This window comes from Sphingorhabdus sp., assembly GCF_035329025.1.
Taxonomy (GTDB): Bacteria; Pseudomonadota; Alphaproteobacteria; order Sphingomonadales; family Sphingomonadaceae; genus Sphingorhabdus_B.
In genome coordinates, this window is record NZ_DAOLHN010000025.1 from 20,565 (window position 1) to 34,480 (window position 13,916).

General features: G+C 58.6%; 17 protein-coding genes. 12 read left to right on the forward strand and 5 right to left on the reverse strand.

Annotated features, from left to right (window positions below; genetic code table 11):
* The first annotated feature begins 13 nt into the window (after positions 1-13).
* Entirely contained in the window at positions 14-847 is an 834-nt protein-coding gene (locus PKC81_RS08605) for a TauD/TfdA family dioxygenase (RefSeq protein ID WP_324335087.1), read from the forward strand.
* On the opposite strand, the gene PKC81_RS08610 is transcribed toward PKC81_RS08605, so the two are convergent.
* Positions 848-1,243 (reverse strand): type II toxin-antitoxin system death-on-curing family toxin, encoded by a 396-nt coding sequence (locus tag PKC81_RS08610; protein ID WP_324335089.1) that lies wholly within the window; start codon positions 1,241-1,243, stop codon positions 848-850. It lies immediately after the preceding gene.
* Positions 1,240-1,461: an AbrB/MazE/SpoVT family DNA-binding domain-containing protein gene (locus tag PKC81_RS08615; protein WP_324335091.1), complete on the reverse strand. Its 222-nt coding sequence runs from the start codon at positions 1,459-1,461 to the stop codon at positions 1,240-1,242. The genes PKC81_RS08610 and PKC81_RS08615 overlap by 4 nt, the downstream gene beginning before the upstream one ends.
* A gap of 108 nt (positions 1,462-1,569) precedes the next feature.
* On the opposite strand from PKC81_RS08615, the gene yghU reads away from it, so the two are divergent.
* From yghU to purU, 9 genes are all read left to right on the forward strand, one after another.
* Positions 1,570-2,481 (forward strand): glutathione-dependent disulfide-bond oxidoreductase, encoded by a 912-nt coding sequence (gene yghU, locus PKC81_RS08620; protein WP_324335093.1) that lies wholly within the window; start codon positions 1,570-1,572, stop codon positions 2,479-2,481.
* Between the two features lie 52 nt (positions 2,482-2,533).
* Positions 2,534-2,902, forward strand: a complete 369-nt coding sequence (locus PKC81_RS08625; RefSeq protein ID WP_324335095.1) for a VOC family protein — start codon at positions 2,534-2,536, stop codon at positions 2,900-2,902.
* Between the two features lie 59 nt (positions 2,903-2,961).
* Positions 2,962-3,360, forward strand: a complete 399-nt coding sequence (locus PKC81_RS08630; RefSeq protein ID WP_324335097.1) for a cupin domain-containing protein — start codon at positions 2,962-2,964, stop codon at positions 3,358-3,360.
* Between the two features lie 43 nt (positions 3,361-3,403).
* Positions 3,404-4,450, forward strand: coding sequence for a GTPase ObgE (obgE, locus tag PKC81_RS08635; protein ID WP_324335099.1), 1,047 nt, complete (start codon positions 3,404-3,406; stop codon positions 4,448-4,450).
* On the forward strand, positions 4,435-5,553 hold the full coding sequence (gene proB / locus PKC81_RS08640) for a glutamate 5-kinase (RefSeq protein WP_324335101.1): 1,119 nt from the start codon (positions 4,435-4,437) through the stop codon (positions 5,551-5,553). Before obgE ends, proB begins: the two co-directional genes overlap by 16 nt.
* Positions 5,553-6,473: an NAD(P)-dependent oxidoreductase gene (locus tag PKC81_RS08645; RefSeq protein ID WP_324335103.1), complete on the forward strand. Its 921-nt coding sequence runs from the start codon at positions 5,553-5,555 to the stop codon at positions 6,471-6,473. Before proB ends, PKC81_RS08645 begins: the two co-directional genes overlap by 1 nt.
* 89 nt (positions 6,474-6,562) lie before the next feature.
* Positions 6,563-6,805: an acyl carrier protein gene (locus PKC81_RS08650; protein WP_324335105.1), complete on the forward strand. Its 243-nt coding sequence runs from the start codon at positions 6,563-6,565 to the stop codon at positions 6,803-6,805.
* Positions 6,806-6,900: 95 nt separating this feature from the next.
* Positions 6,901-8,100, forward strand: coding sequence for an aminotransferase class I/II-fold pyridoxal phosphate-dependent enzyme (locus PKC81_RS08655; RefSeq protein ID WP_324335107.1), 1,200 nt, complete (start codon positions 6,901-6,903; stop codon positions 8,098-8,100).
* Between the two features lie 9 nt (positions 8,101-8,109).
* On the forward strand, positions 8,110-8,970 hold the full coding sequence (gene purU / locus PKC81_RS08660; protein ID WP_324335110.1) for a formyltetrahydrofolate deformylase: 861 nt from the start codon (positions 8,110-8,112) through the stop codon (positions 8,968-8,970).
* Positions 8,971-9,086: 116 nt separating this feature from the next.
* Here purU and PKC81_RS08665 read toward each other — a convergent pair whose 3' ends face one another.
* The 3 genes from PKC81_RS08665 to PKC81_RS08675 are packed head-to-tail and all read right to left on the reverse strand — an operon-like array spanning position 9,087 to position 11,403.
* Positions 9,087-9,947, reverse strand: a complete 861-nt coding sequence (locus tag PKC81_RS08665) for a hypothetical protein (protein WP_324335112.1) — start codon at positions 9,945-9,947, stop codon at positions 9,087-9,089.
* 39 nt (positions 9,948-9,986) lie between these two features.
* On the reverse strand, positions 9,987-10,955 hold the full coding sequence (locus PKC81_RS08670) for a diacylglycerol kinase family protein (RefSeq protein ID WP_324335114.1): 969 nt from the start codon (positions 10,953-10,955) through the stop codon (positions 9,987-9,989).
* Positions 10,956-10,971: 16 nt separating this feature from the next.
* Positions 10,972-11,403 (reverse strand): DUF2141 domain-containing protein, encoded by a 432-nt coding sequence (locus PKC81_RS08675; RefSeq protein ID WP_324335151.1) that lies wholly within the window; start codon positions 11,401-11,403, stop codon positions 10,972-10,974.
* Between the two features lie 166 nt (positions 11,404-11,569).
* Between PKC81_RS08675 and lptF the strand changes: the two genes are divergently transcribed.
* Both lptF and lptG read left to right on the forward strand, forming a co-directional pair.
* Positions 11,570-12,790, forward strand: a complete 1,221-nt coding sequence (gene lptF, locus PKC81_RS08680) for an LPS export ABC transporter permease LptF (RefSeq protein WP_324335116.1) — start codon at positions 11,570-11,572, stop codon at positions 12,788-12,790.
* Between the two features lie 3 nt (positions 12,791-12,793).
* Entirely contained in the window at positions 12,794-13,888 is a 1,095-nt protein-coding gene (gene lptG, locus PKC81_RS08685; protein ID WP_324335118.1) for an LPS export ABC transporter permease LptG, read from the forward strand.
* Positions 13,889-13,916 lie beyond the last annotated feature (28 nt).

Consider the following 13,916-nt stretch of genomic DNA (forward strand, 5'->3'; position numbering starts at 1 on the left):
AGGAGAGGCCCCAATGCAAATAACCCCATCCGGCCAGGCATGCGGCGCCACCGTCACCGGTGTTGACCTGCACCAGCCCTTGTCGGCCGATCTGGTCGGCGCGATCCGCGCGGCTTGGCTGCAGCATCATGTGCTTGCCTTTCCCGGCCAGGATTTGACCGACGACGATCTGGAGCGCTTCACGCTGCATTTTGGCGGCTTTGGCGATGATCCCTTCATTGCGCCGGTGCCGGGGCGCAAGCATGTGATCGCGGTCGAGCGGCTCGCCGATGAAACCTCGCCCTTGTTCGCCGAAAACTGGCATAGCGACTGGAGCTTTCAGGTGCGGCCCCCGGCGGGCACCTGCCTCTATGGCATCAAGATTCCGCCGGTCGGCGGCGACACTTTGTTCGCCAACCAGCATGCCGCACTCGATGCGATGCCCGATGCGCTGCGTGCGCGGGTGGAGGGACGGATGGCGATCCATTCGGCGAAGCGGGCCTATGCCCCCGATGGGGCCTATGGAGAGGGCGACAAGGCGAAGCGATCGATGGATATCCACCCTTCCAAGGATGCCGAGGCGACGCAACTCCACTCTTATATCCGCGCGCATCCCGAAACCGGGCGGCTCGGGCTGTTCAGCTGCTTTGGCTATATCATCGGCTTTGAAGGCATGGACGATGCAGAAGCGCTGCCGCTCCTGATCGAACTCTACCAATATCAGGGGCAGGAGGCGTTCCAATATCGCCACAAATGGCAGCCCGGAATGCTGCTGATGTGGGACAACCGATCAGTCTTGCATGCCGCGACGGGTGGTTATGATGGATACCACCGCCTGCTGCACCGGACGACGATCGCGGCGGCGTGATTAAACCAATCGTTTCCGAAACCAGTCGGCAACAGTTTCTTCTTCCAGTTCACCCGCCGCCAACGCCAGCATCATCTGGATGGCATCAATGGCGTTGAACTCAAGCCGGTGCCCATTGATCGCCAGAAAAAGGCGAGCCAGCACCCATGCTGTCCGCTTGTTGCCATCGACAAAGGGGTGGTTGCGCGCAACGCCATAGGCATAAGCGGCGGCGAGCGACGCTGGATCAACGTCGCCATAATTCCAGCGATTGACGGGACGCGCCAAAGCGGAATCGAGCAAACCCGCATCGCGCACGCCCACTCCACCGCCATGTTCGGCAAGCTGCCGATCGTGGATGGCATTGGCGTCGCGGGCATCGAGCCATTTTGGCTCGCTCCGCTTTTTTGCGTTCATTTCGCCAATACGCGCAGGATTTCTCGGTCTTCGCGCATGATCGCCTCTGCAGCCTCCATTTTCGCCTCGAATTCGGGGTCTGCGGCGGAAATGTGAAAGCCGGTCGGTGTTTCGGTGAAGTAAACGCGGTCACCCAAGCCCAAGCGCAGCTTGGCGAGCATTTCCTTTGACAAGGGAATGGCAGCGGAATTTCCATGTTTTGAGATTTTGGAGCTCATGTTCATACAAGTGTTATAACGACATTCTCCGAAATTGCAATCTCTCTATCCAACCTTCTTAATCCCATTATATCAGTAGCAAAGAACAACCCAATCGAGGAGCGCCGCATGCCCGAAACGCCGAACCAGACCCTGTCCGAATTTGTCCCGCCCGCGGTGTGGGAATGGAACAAGGAGAGCGGCGGGCGATTTGCCAATATCAACCGGCCAATCGCGGGCGCTACGCACGACAAGGAGCTGCCCACCGGCAAGCATCCGCTGCAGCTTTATTCGCTCGGCACGCCCAATGGTGTGAAGGTGACGGTGCTGCTTGAGGAGCTGCTCGCGCTGGGCCATACGGGCGCAGAATATGATGCCTGGCTGATCAATATCGGAAATGGCGACCAGTTCGGGTCGGGCTTTGTCGATGCCAACCCCAATTCCAAAATTCCGGCATTGGTCGACCGGTCAGGCCCGACGCCGCAGCGTATTTTCGAATCGGGTGCGATCCTGCTCTATCTTGCCGAAAAATTCGGTGCCTTCCTGCCGACCGACCCAGCCAAGCGCACCGAGGCCTTAAGCTGGCTGTTCTGGCAGATGGGCAGCGCGCCTTATCTCGGCGGCGGCTTCGGCCATTTCTATGCCTATGCACCGTTCAAGATCGAATATTGCATCGATCGTTTCGCGATGGAAGTGAAGCGGCAGATGGATGTGCTCGATCGTAATTTGGCGGAGCGCGAATATATGGCGGGCGACGAATATACGATCGCCGATATCGCGATCTGGCCCTGGTACGGCGCGCTTGCCATGGGGCTGGTCTATGAAGCGGGCGAGTTCCTGGATGTCGCCAGCTACAAAAATGTCCAGCGCTGGACCAAACAGATTGCCGCGCGCCCGGCGGCACAGCGCGGGCGGATGGTCAACCGCGTGATGGGTGATCCCGCCACCTGTCTGCCCGAACGGCATGATGCGGGTGATTTTGAAACGCGGACAATCGAAAAGCTGACAGCGGCGGGAGAATGGCCGCCCAAGCAGGATTGACTTCAGCTCCATGTTCACATAATGTTCCAATCATATTGGAGGAGATGATTCGATGATCGGTTATGTGACTTTGGGCACCAACGACCTTGCCCGTGCCGCCAAATTTTATGACGCCATTGCGGCCGAACTCGATACACCGCGGATGATGGAATTTGACGGTTTCATCGCTTGGGGCACGCCGGGCGGGGCTGCAGGAATCGGCCTGACGAAGCCGTTTGACGGCAATGCCGCCACGGTCGGCAATGGCGTCATGGTGGCGCTCGAGGCGAAGGACAAAGAGCAGGTACACCGGCTCTATGACATCGCGCTTGCCAATGGCGGCACCTGCGAAGGCCCTCCGGGACCGCGCGGTGATGAAGGCTTTTACGCGGGCTATTTTCGCGATCCCGATGGCAACAAGTTGAACGCCTTTATCATGTGACAGGCTTCGGCCTGCATTGGTGTCATCTTTGTAGACTTTGAGCGGGGGAGTTTCTCGATATGAGCGTTCGAAAACTGGAGAAACACCCGCTCCATCTTGGCCTTGGCGCAACCGCAATTCCCCAGCCCGAATTCACCGGCGGGATGGAATGGTATATGGGCTATGGTGGCCGCCACGGAGGCGATGGGGCCGAAGGACGGCTGGTTTCGATGCACCATTTCACCCAAAGTTGGGACAGCTGGGAAATGCATCCGGCGGGTGACGAGGTTGTGGTCTGCACGTCGGGCCAGATGACGCTCATTCAGGAATTTCCCGACGGCACCACCGCTTCGGTGACGATTGGTGCTGGTGAATATGTCATCAACCCGCCCGGCGTCTGGCACACCGCTGATATTGATGGCGATGCAACGGCGCTGTTCATCACAGCGGGATTGGGCACCGAACAAAGGCCAAGATAGGCCAAGGCTGGTAAAAGCAGCCACTCTCGCCTAAGGGCGGGCCATGCACTTCCTTGATCAGGCGAAAATCTACATCCGCTCCGGTGCCGGTGGCCCCGGGGCTGTCAGTTTTCGCCGCGAAAAATATGTCGAATATGGCGGTCCTGATGGGGGCAATGGCGGCAAAGGCGGCGACATCATCTTTGAAGCCGTTGCCGGTCTCAATACGCTGATCGACTTCCGCTACACCCAGCATTTCAAGGCCCCGCGCGGCGGCGGCGGCGCAGGCCGTGATCGTTATGGCGCAGGCGGCGAAAATCTTGTGATCAAGGTCCCCGTCGGAACACAGATCCTTGCCGACGACGACGAGCGCAGCTTGCTTGCCGATCTGACCAAGGTCGGCCAGCGCATCACTTTCCTCAAAGGCGGGATGGGCGGTCGGGGCAATGCCAGCTACAAAACCAGCACCAACCGCGCCCCACGCCAGCACCAGCCGGGCGAGGACGGACAGGAATTATGGGTCTGGTTGCGGCTCAAGCTGTTGGCAGACGCTGGTCTGGTTGGACTGCCCAATGCCGGCAAATCGACCTTCATCAATCAGGTGACCAACACCAAGGCCAAGGTCGGCGCATATGCCTTCACCACGCTGCGCCCCCAATTGGGTGTTGTCAGCCATAAGGGCCGTGAATTCGTCCTCGCTGACATTCCGGGCTTGATTGCAGGGGCTGCCGAAGGGGCAGGTGTTGGCGACCGTTTTCTGGGCCATATCGAACGCTGCCAAATATTGATTCACCTTATCGATGCCACCGGCGATGATCCGGTTGCTGCCTGGCACACGGTTTGTGACGAACTCGAAGCCTATGGCGCGGGCCTTGAAGACAAACCGCAGATTGTTGCGCTCAACAAAGGCGATCTGCTCGACGAAGAGTTGATGGCCGATATATCCGCGCAGCTTGAGGCGGCAGGCGCGCAAGAGGTGATCGCGATTTCTGGCGCAACCGGACAAGGCGTTGACAAGGTGCTCGACCGCGTCATTGCGGCACTGCCTGACAAGAGCAGCGTTGAAACCTCCAGCGGGGATAATGAGGAAGGCGAATGGTCGCCCATCTGAGTCCCGCCACGTGCCAGCTTCTGGTGGTAAAGGTCGGCTCGTCCCTGCTGGTCGAATCCGATGGTTCCGTTCGCCGGAATTGGCTCGAAACGCTGGTGGCCGACATAGCTGCGCGACACAAGTCAGGCCAGAAAATCGTGGTGGTCAGCTCGGGTGCGATTGCGCTGGGGGCGCGGCGGCTTGGTTTTGAAAAAGGAGGCCGCGCCAGCCTTGCCGATGCGCAGGCATCGGCGTCGGTCGGACAAATCCTCCTCTCCGGTATCTGGGCTGAGTTGCTTGGCGGGCAAGGCCTGACTGCGGCACAGATGCTGGTGACCCTCGACGATCTGGAGGATCGCCGCCGCTACCTTAACATTACCGCAACGCTGGACCGCTTGCTGGGTGCCGGGGCGGTACCTGTCATCAACGAAAATGACAGCGTCGCGACCGAGGAAATCCGCTTTGGTGACAATGACCGGTTGGCCGCACGGGTCGCACAAGCGGCAGGTGCGCATGGCGTCGTCTTGCTATCCGATGTCGATGGACTTTATGATCGCGATCCCAAGGACCCCGCGGCGCAATTGGTGCCCGAAGTGGCCAAGGTCGATGGCCGCATCCGCGTCATGGTGACGGGCGACTCCTCGTCCGGCATGGGTTCGGGCGGAATGGCATCGAAACTCGATGCCGCCGATATTGCCACCCGCGCAGGGATCGGCCTCGCCATCGCCTCCGGCCTGCACGAACATCCGCTCGCCGCTATGGAAAATGGCGCTCCTTACACTTGGTTCGCGCCCCGCGAAGGCGGCAGTGCACGCAAAAGCTGGATCGGTGGCAGGCTGTCGGTCAAAGGCAGCATCAGCGTCGATGCCGGTGCGGCCAAAGCATTGCGTGGCGGGGCAAGCTTGCTGCCTGCCGGGGCGACAGCGGTGGCTGGTGCGTTCAAGCGAGGCGATGTCATCGACATCGTGACGGCGGAAGGCGAAACGCTGGCGCGCGGTCTATCCGAATATGACGCAACCGATGCCGCGCAGATTTGTGGCAAACGTTCCAGTGAACTGGAAAGTATATTGGGCGCCGTTCCGCGTCAGGTGCTGGTCCACCGCGACCAGATGGTGCTGCTCTGATGGCAGGCAAGGGCGTGGTCGCCCTGACCGGTGCGACCGGATTTGTTGGCGGTGCGACGTTGAACCAGCTTGTTGAGTCAGGCTGGCAGGTGCGCGCCCTCACCCGCCGTAGCCAACCAGTGAAAGCAGGCATCACTTGGGTGGAAGGTGCACTCGATCAGCCCGAAAGCCTTATGGAACTCTGTGACGGCGCTGATGCGATCCTTCATATTGCTGGCGTAGTCAACGCACCCGATGCAGCAGGATTTGAGGCGGGCAATGTCACCGGGACCGCCCATCTGGTCGGCGCTGCGAAGCAATCGGGCATAAGCCGCTTCGTCCATGTGTCCTCGCTGTCTGCCCGCGAACCGCAGCTTTCGGTTTACGGCGCCAGCAAGTCAAAGGGCGAGAAGCTGGTGGCGACCAGCATGCTCGACTGGACGATCATTCGCCCACCCGGCGTCTATGGCCCCGGCGACACAGAGGTGTTCGAAATGTTCAAAATGGCCGCGAAGGGCTTTTGCCTTCTCCCCCCTGCAGGCCGAGGATCGTGGATCCATGTCGATGACCTCGCGCGGTTGCTGGTTGCGCTGCTTCCCGCCCATGACGATGCTACAGCGCAAATCTTTGAGGCGGATGATGGTGAACCGGGCGGGTGGGAGCATAGCCGCTTTGCGCGTGCGATTGGCATGGCGCTTGGTCGGCGGATCGCCACAATATCCGCGCCACGCCCGCTGCTCTTTGCCGCAGCGTGGGGCGACCAGCTGGTGCGTGGTGCGAAAGCCAAGCTGACGCCGGACCGAGCCAGCTATATGAGCCATCCTGATTGGGTGATTGACCGACAAGCCGCCCCTCCGACTGCACTTTGGCAGCCGCAAATCGGAACACTGGATGGCCTGAAAGCGACCGCGCGCTGGTATAAGGCGCAGGGATGGCTATAGAAGCCGGTAATCGATAGGGACCAGAAATCGCCCTTTTGCCGCCTCATTCGGCTGGCAATGGCGCAACAGACTATAGTTAGGGACAATATATGACCGACCGCAGCGAAATGTTCGACAAGCTCAAGGGTTTGATCGAGCGGTTCAACAAGAAAGGCGTCGAGCTGAGTGATGCAACGACCTTTGCCGGCGATCTTGAATGGGACAGCCTGACCGTCATGGATTTCGTCGCCGAGGTTGAAGACACATTCGACATCGTGATCACCATGAACATGCAGGCCGAAATCGAAAATGTCGGCCAGTTGGTCGATGCGGTTTTGAAGCTGACTGAATAGACTCCAACTATCGTCATCCTGAACTTATTCAGGATAGCGAGCCACCCTTGCGTGTTATCCCGAAACAAGTTCGGATGACGAAATTGGGATGATTTATGACTGACCTGTTTTCCAAATTCGACCCCTTGATCGAACAGCGTCGCGCGCTGCTTTCCACCGGTGTTACTGATCCGTTCAGCCTGGTGATGGAAAAGGTTCTGTCGCCCACCGTTGCGATCTGCAACGGGCGGGAAACAATCCTGCTTGGCACCTATAATTATATGGGGATGACCTTCGATGAGGATGTCATCGCGGCAGGTAAGCAGGCCTTTGATGATTTCGGCGCAGGCACTACAGGAAGCCGTGTGCTGAACGGCACATTCGATCCGCACAGGGATGTCGAAGCCGCGCTGCGCGAATTTTACGATATGGACCATGCAATGGTCTTTTCGACCGGCTATCAGGCCAATCTGGGCATTATCAGCACGATTGCGGGCAAGGGCGACTATATCATCCTCGATATCGACAGCCATGCGTCAATCTATGATGGCTGCAAGATGGGCGATGCCGAAATCGTCGCCTTCCGCCACAATGATATCGAGGCGCTGGAGAAGCGATTAAAACGTCTTCCTGCTGAAGCGGGCAAGTTGGTCGTCCTCGAAGGCGTCTATTCGATGCTCGGCGATGTCGCGCCGCTCAAGGAGATGGTTCGCATCTCCAAGGAAAACGGCGCGATGGTGCTGGTCGATGAAGCCCATTCGATGGGCTTTATCGGGCAGCATGGCCGCGGCGTTGCCGAGGAGCAGGGCTGCATCGACGATGTCGATTTCATCATCGGCACTTTTTCGAAAAGTGTCGGTACCGTGGGTGGGTTTTGCGTATCGAACCATCCCAAGTTCGAAATCCTGCGCCTTGTCTGCCGACCCTATGTCTTCACCGCCGCTTTGCCGCCGAGCGTGATGGCGTCGAGCGCGACATCGGTGCGCAAGCTGATGCATGGCAGCAACAAGCGCGCGCATCTGTGGGAAAATTCGAAGACACTGCACAAGGGGCTGCGCGATCTTGGCTTCCAGCTGGGTACCGATGAACCGCAGTCGGCGATCATCGCCGTCATCATGCCCGATCTGGAACGCGGCGCGATGATGTGGGAAGCGCTTCTGAAGGAAGGGCTCTATGTCAATCTGGCTCGACCGCCAGCAACCCCTGCCGGTATGACGCTGCTGCGCTGCTCACTCTGCGCCGAGCACACCAGCGAGCAGGTGCAGGACATTCTTGGCCGGTTCGAACGTGCGGGCAAGGCTGTCGGCATCATCTGATTTGCAGCGATGACGAAGCGCTACACCCTTACTTTATCCTGCCCGGATGCCCCGGGTCTGGTGGCGGCTGTCTCCGGCTTCCTTGCCAACCATGGCTGCAACATCCTTGAATCGCAGCAGTTTAACGACCGTGAAGATGCGCAATTCTTCATGCGGGTGGTGTTTGAAGCTTTGCCGGGTGCGCCTGATGCTGATGCCCTGAGAGCACAATTCACGCCTTTGGCGGATCGGCTGGCCATGCATTGGCAGATCCGCGATGCCGATGCGCCGCGCAAGGTGTTGCTGATGGTCTCCAAATTTGACCATTGCCTCGAAGACCTGCTCTATCGCGTGCGGGTCGGGGAGTTGAAGATGGATGTGGTGGCGATCGCCTCCAACCATCCACGCGATGCCTCGAAACCCTCGCTGGTCGGCGACATTGCCTGGCACCATTTTCCAATTACGCCAGATACCAAGTCTGACCAGGAAGCCGCAATCAAAGCGCTAATCTCCGAAACGGGTGCGGAGCTGGTGGTGCTTGCGCGGTACATGCAGATATTATCAGACGACTTCGCCGCCTTTCTTTCTGGCCGCTGCATCAACATTCACCACAGTTTCCTTCCCGGCTTCAAGGGTGCCAAGCCCTATCATCAGGCGCATGCGCGCGGGGTTAAGATGATCGGCGCGACCGCGCATTATGTCACCGCAGACCTCGACGAAGGCCCGATCATTGCGCAGGATGTCGAGGCGGTCAGCCATGCCGATACTGCCGAGGATCTGGTGGCGAAGGGACGGGATATCGAGAGTCGCGTGCTCGCCGCCGCCGTTCGTGACCATCTGGAGGACCGGGTGCTGCTCAACGGCAGCAAGACCGTCGTTTTCCGGAGCTAGAGTTGCCCTTGTCCAGTTGAATCATCACCGTAGCACTGGGCCTGTCGAAGGGCGTTTGTCGGCTGGGCGTGCTTCGACAGGCTCAGCACTACGGTTCTATCCAAACGGCGCAAAGTCTAGCGAACTGCGCCTTTGACAAGCAATTTGGGAACCAGCACGAAGGCCGCCACGAGTGGCCATTTGCGTTGCCAGGGCTTGATCTCGATCTGCGTGCCGGCATGGCGGTTGATCTTCCAGGCCAGATAATCGATCCCGCCCGAATAGGTGAAGGCTGCCTTGACAAGTCGCGCGACCGAAAGCAATTTGCCTTCGATACGGCGCCTTGCCCATCCCCCGCCAGTCGCGTCCGACGGAATTTCCGTAATGGCTGGCGCGCTAAATTGCTCATAGCGTGCCGGGTCTGCGTCCACCACCGAGTTGGAGCGGCTTTTGCGCTCTGCGCGCAGTTCGACCGAATAAGTAAGCGCAAAGGCACGGCGCCACCAGTCGAGCGGTGCTTCGCCGTCAATTGAACCGGCTGCCGCGAGCAAAGTTGGCGCGGCGCGCGAAACGGCATCAATCGCCTTTGCTTGAGCATCGGCATCCGCACTCCACACCAGCCGTGATGGTTGCGCAAAGCGGGCCCAGACGGAGACATTGCGGGTTTCAGGGCTGTTCAGCCGGCGAAAGTCCGCCTCGCTCAGCACCGCATATTTGGCCATCAGCCCGTCATGTTCGAATGGAAAGACATTGGGCGGAACAAGTCTATTGGCCCGTGCCAGCCAGCTGTCGCCATAGGCCGCTTCATAGTCTGAAACGATCAAGTAGAAATCGAGCATCAGCCCGTCGAGCTGGCTTTCGCGCAGGCAGCTTCCGTAGAATAATACGGCCTTCGAAGCGTCCGGATATTTGGCGGCCAGCGCCTTGGCCATATTGCTTACGCGCGGGTCAACCGGCTGCGCTAGTTCTTCGGCGACAAGCTGTGCGAGCGGAGACATAGGACGGCCTTAGCGCCTTTTTGCGGACTGTGCGATGCCTCAGGCGGCAAGCTTGAGGAACGGCACTGGCGGGGTCGAACGGAGCACAATTGGCCGATCGGTGCCCGCCTCAAACACTTCGCCATCAAGGATCACATTGCTTCGACCACCATCAATCTGGATGATATCGCCATTGCTGATGTGGATGCCATCCATGCGCCGTTTGCCCAAAAGGCCGAGCAAGGATGCGCCTATCATGCGCAACAGCACCCAGGGGCCTTGATCAACCGCCATCAGCTTCAGATGCCCGCTGCCTTCGGTGCGCACGCGCCCGCCGAGCAACAGTTTTTCGAGCGTCGTGACGATCAGTACCGAGAAGCGCCCCTTGAGCTCACCGTCGCGGATCAGCGAGATCCGGATTGATTCGGTACGCTGCGGCAGGAAATCCGCTTTCAGGCCGAACAGCACCGTGAAAATGGCGGCAATTGCGGCAATAACATGGCTGATACCGTTGGGCAGGCCCAGCGGATAGATTTTGTTGCGGCAATAAAGAATCGTCTCGGCGAGATAGGCCCCGCCAAGGAACATGCCGATCACGGGGCGAACATTGTCGGTACCTTCGGACAGCGCGATCAGCTCGCGCGCGACGACATGGCCCGACAGGTCGCCCTTCGCCAGTTCCAATATGTCGGCCAATGCCTGCAATGCATCCCCGCTTGCACCCAGATCAAGTGCGATCAGGTTTGTCTTGCCATTGGGTAACACCGCTACAGGGGGCGGCGTGCCTTTGAAATGGCCACCATGATAGAGCTCGGTCAACGCCGCCTGAACGGTTCCGTCTCCGCCATTGACGACAAGCACCTTGGGCTTGACGCGCGCGATCATTTCAAGTGCGCGGGCAATCTGGCCTATCTCTTCAACCTCATAGTGGAAGATATCGGGGTTCTTCGCGCAAAAGCTCCGCACTTGCGGCAACAGGCTCTTGTTGCCGGTCGAATGCGGATTGGAAAGAAGCGCGACTAGAGCCAAATTACCCCCTGGAACCTCACATATATTTCATGTTGATGGTAACCGTCGTTACGCCGGAACCCACGTAAAAGCTGACTTTTCCGACCGAAGGCTTGCCCAGGTTGAGCACATTGATCGACGGGTTGTTCGAAAACCCGCCACCATCGGACGAGATGTCGGTGCTGCCATTACCATTTTTGTCGTGGCGAACCGCGATGGCATAATTGCCTGCGGAACCCACCGGCAGGCAAAAGCTCATCGTGCCGGCGCGGGCGCCGGTTTCGATGCGTTGCAACCAGCGACCCTTGGTCAGCCACGCAGCCTTGGTTGCCGGATAACTCTGGACGCGCATCTTGCCCGTCGAGCTTTTGACACCCTGTACAACCACCTTCACTGCAGGGCCCCGACCGGCACTGCAGCGGCTCATATCGTTAGAAATCACGCTTCCGGCCGAGGCCGTACCCGTCATGGCGAGCGCGGCGGCGGCGGCGAAAGCGGCAATGAAACGTGCCATTGCTGAAACTACTCCGTACCATTTGCGTTGATCATATTACGACCAACGATATTGCTCCTGATCTTGATCGGGTATATCGGGACGATTTGCGGCCAAATTAGGGTGACAGGGCGACCATAAGTTGAAATTTTTGACCGCCACCGACCGCTATATTGCAAGGCTTGTCCTGCTACCCCTTCTCAGCACGCTGGTGATCGCCGCGATGCTGTTGCTGCTCGACAAGATGCTGCGTCTGTTCGATTTCGTTGCCGCTGAAGGCGGCCCGGTCAGCGTCGTCTGGCGCATGCTCGCCAATCTGATCCCTGAATATATGTCGCTTGGTATTCCCATCGGGCTTATGCTGGGGATATTGCTTGCATTCCGTAAGCTCGCAACCACCTCTGAAATCGACATATTCCGGGCGGTTGGCCAAAGTTATTGGCGGCTGTTGCGTGTGCCTTATCTATTCGCCATCGGGCTCGCGTTGGTCAATTTTGCCATCGTCGGCTGGGTGCAGCCCACTTCGCGCTATTTGTATGAAGAGCTGCGGTTCGATCTTCGCTCGGGCGCGTTGGGTGCGTCGATCAAGGTCGGCGAGTTCAACAATCTGGGCGATAATCTGACGGTGCGGATCGAGGAAAGCCGCAATCAGGGTAATGACCTTTCGGGCCTGTTTGTTTTTGCAGAGAATAAAAAGGGTCAGTCGATTTCGGTTACAGCGGAAAAGGGGCAGTTCCTGCGTACTGATGATCCCGATACAATTATCCTGCGGCTGACCAACGGAACGCTGGTACATGATGCTCCCAATTACCGTAGTGCCCGTGTCCTCAGCTTTTCCAGCCATGACGTTCCCATCGATCTGCCGCAGATAGAACAGTTTCGTGGGCGAGGTGGCAAGGATCGCGAATATACGCTGAACGAGCTGGTCAAAGTGGGCAATGACATGGAGCGACCCAAAAGTGAGCGCAACGCGGCATGGTCCAATTTCCACTTCCGGCTGGTTGAAGTGGCGATGATGTTCCTGCTGCCGCTGCTGGCGCTAGCGCTGGCGATACCACCCAAAAGGTCGACTTCAGCGCTAGGGGTGTTCCTGTCGATCGTGATGGTGGTGACCTATCACAAGATAAATGAATATGCAGAATCGCTGGGTGCCCTGGGGCAGGTTCCGCCTGCCGTGGCATTGTGGGTGCCCTGCTTCGCCTTTGCTGCCCTGATTTTCTGGATGTACCATGTCATCGCGCATGTACCGGGAGGCCAGCCGATAGGCGCGCTGGAGGTCTTTGCTGCCAAAGCGGGCAAATCGATCAAGAAGCTGTTCCACTTTGGACGTCGCAAGTCGCGGCTGTTGGCGCAGGAGGTTTGATCGGTGCGGCTTCAATTCTTTCCGTCCCGTCAGATCGGTTGGTATATGGCGCGGCTGTTTCTGGTCCGCACCCTTGCGGTGCTGCTGATGCTGGTGCTGGTGTTGCAGACGCTCGACCTGCTCGGCGAAAGCGGCAAGATCCTCTCGGTAGCGGGTAACAGCGAGTCTGACCTTTGGCGCTATGTCGGGATGCGCGCGCCGCAGATCATTGCGCGCTTCCTGCCCTTTTCGGTGTTGCTGGCGACTTTGATCACCTTTGCGACACTCAGCCAGAACAGCGAAGTCGTGGCGATGAAGGCAGCAGGCCTTTCGGCACATCAAATATTGGTGCCGATGCTGGCGGCCAGCTTGGTTGTCGCTTGTGTGTCTTTCGCGTTCAATGAAACGGTGGTCGCCCCCGCAACCGCGAAACTGAAGGTCTGGCAGGATGTCGAATATGGCCCTGTGCCCAAGGATGATGGCATCCGCACCAATGTCTGGGTGCGCGAGGGCCGTGATCTGGTTCAGGTGCGCACCGTTTCAGGAAAGGGCGCCGATACCCAATTGCAGGGCATTCGTGTTTACCAGCGCGCCGACGGCAGCCTGAAACGGGTCATTCAGGCAGAAACAGGCAGACTCAGCGACGGCGCATGGAAGCTTGAGAATATTGAAATTTTTGACGTCGCAAAGGCCGAGCAGGAAAAGTTGCCTGAACTGGTCGTTGGACGCGGTATAGAGCCGGAACGGTTCAATCGACTGAAGGTCGATGGTGACGCTTTGGGCTTCCTGCCGTTGATGCGTGCGATTGACGACCTCAAGGCAGCGGGGCGGAGAACCGACACGCTCGAAGGCATATTGTGGCACAAGATATCAGGGCCTCTATCTGCGTTGCTGATGCCTTTGTTAGGGGCTGTGGCCGCTTTCGGCCTTGCGCGATCAGGCGCACTTTTCCTGCGTGCCGTAATCGGCATGGCCTTGGGCTTTGCCTATTTCGTCGCTGACAATTTCGCGCTGGCGATGGGCAATCTGGGCGCATACCCACCCTTCATCGCCGCTTGGGCGCCTTTTCTTCTGTTTCTCCTGATTGGTGAGACGGTGCTCGTTCGCACCGAGGAATAATGAGCGGGCGTTATTCGAAGTTTGGCGG